Raw genomic sequence first — 2022 nt, 5'->3', positions numbered from 1 at the left:
CGGATAATGTTCACGTTCGCACCGAGCGGCACCTGGTTCACGAAGTTCAATTGCAGCGAGCGAATGCCGCGTTCCTTGATTTCTTCTTTGCTCAGGCAGTCGAGAATCCATTCCACGTAGCGGCAATGGTTTACATGGTGGTTCAAGTCCAAGTCGCTATTGCGGGCACGTTCTGTATAAACTAATTGCGGGTCTTCGCCCATGGGCAAAACCGAGAGCATTTCGGGCATGGCGCTCTTTTCAAGCTGGATGGGGAAGGGATACGGACTGTTTGACGGCGGTTCTGCAAAGCCGGTCTTCAAGTTCACCAGAATCCAAGAAGAAGTGCCTTCGGCCAAGGCGCGACCTTGGCTATCGACAACGGCGTAGTCTTTGAGGACTACCTTGTCTTTGTAAATCTCTTTGATCCAGGTGGAAACGCGAAGGTCTTCGCCCATGAGCGGAGTGTGATTGATGCGAACCTTCATGCGCGTGATGGCCGAGGTATAGCCGGCCTTGATCATGCGCCACAGGCCAAATCCGCCCCGCTCGGCGTCAGCGATGGCGGCCTCTTCCATAAACTGGAACAGGCGCGAAAGCTTGAGTCTGCCGTATTCGTCGCAGTCCGAAAAGCGGACGGTGAATTTGAGTTCTGTGATTTCGCTCATCATTTAATGCTCCATAAAGTCTAATAGCTTATTTAATTTATAAATTTATGACCATGGATACACCCTTTATTCGCCCTAGTCATATTCAGATTCCTGCTTTGTCGTCTTATAACGGAGAACTTCGCGTGCCGGGTTCCAAAAGCATTACCAATCGAGTGCTCTTGGTGTCTGCTCTGGCCGAAGGTACTACCCGTTTGCATAACTTGTTGAAAAGCGACGATACGCGCTACATGGGCGAGGCCTTGAAGGCTCTCGGGGTCAAGGCCGAGATGACCGAAGACTTTACCGAAGCCGTAATCGAAGGCAACGGGGCTCCTATCGATGCTCCGTCGGTCCTGATGGAAAACGACAACTACGTGGCAGGTCTCTATCTGGGCAATGCGGGCACGGCCATGCGCTCTTTGTGTGCGGCCTTGGCTCTCGGTCGCGGCGTGTTCCACCTGAGCGGTGAAGAGCGCATGAAGGAACGCCCGATTCGCGACTTGGTCGAAGCGCTCCGCTCGCTTGGTGCCGACATCGACTACATGGAAACCGAAGGCTTCCCGCCGGTATGTATTAACGCCCGCGGTTTAAAGGGCGGCTCGGTCTCTGTCCGCGGGAACATCTCTAGCCAGTACCTGACGGCGCTTTTGATTTGTGCCCCCTATGCAGAATCCCCGCTCCATATTCATGTAGAAGGCGAACTGATTTCGGCGCCGTACATTCTTTTGACTCTTGATGTCATGAAACAGTTCGGTATCGAAGTCAAACATGCCGATTTGAAGGAATTTTATGTGCCCAAGGGCGTGTACAAGACCCCGGGCGACTACATGGTCGAAGGTGATGCAAGCTCTGCAAGTTATCCGCTGGCTGCCGCCGCCATTGCAGGCGGCAAGGTGCGCGTGCTCGGTGTGGGTAGCGATTGCCGCCAGGGCGATATCGCTTTTGTCGACGTGCTCAAGAAAATGGGCGCAAACATTACCATGGGCCCCGATTGGACCGAATGCACCGGCGTGGGCGGCAAGCTCAAGAGCCTGGGCGAATTCAACGCGATCGAGATTCCCGATGCGGCCATGACGGTTGCAGTACTCGCCCTGTTCGCCGACGCCCCCATGACCATTACGGGCATTGCCAGCTGGCGTGTCAAGGAAACGGACCGTATTGCGGCCATGGCGGCTGAACTGCGCAAGGTGGGCGCCGAAGTCCGCGAAACGACCGATTCCATTACGATTACGCCTCCGGAACACTTGCAACCTGCAACAATCGAAACCTACAACGACCACCGCATGGCCATGTGCTTCAGCTTGGTCGCCTTGGGAGGTGTTCCGATCAAGATTATGGATCCAGCTTGCATTAATAAGACGTATCCGCGCTACTTTGAAGACTTTTTGAGAAT

Annotated in this window: 2 protein-coding genes; one reads left to right on the top strand and one right to left on the bottom strand. The window is 54.2% G+C overall.

Going from position 1 to position 2022, the window contains the following annotated elements; all coding sequences use genetic code 11:
- Nucleotides 1-650, bottom strand: a 650-nt coding sequence (locus Q0628_RS13450; RefSeq protein ID WP_298771803.1) for an acyl-[acyl-carrier-protein] thioesterase, incomplete at its 3' end; no start/stop codon positions are given.
- A 50-nt stretch (nucleotides 651-700) separates the two neighbouring features.
- On the opposite strand from Q0628_RS13450, the gene aroA reads away from it, so the two are divergent.
- A partial coding sequence (gene aroA / locus Q0628_RS13445) for a 3-phosphoshikimate 1-carboxyvinyltransferase (protein WP_298771801.1) occupies nucleotides 701-2022 on the top strand: 1322 nt, incomplete at its 3' end.

This window comes from uncultured Fibrobacter sp. (genome assembly GCF_937877005.1).
Taxonomy (GTDB): Bacteria; Fibrobacterota; Fibrobacteria; order Fibrobacterales; family Fibrobacteraceae; genus Fibrobacter.
Note: the sequence above shows the minus strand (reverse complement) of the source record. Positions and strands in the feature narration are given on the sequence as shown.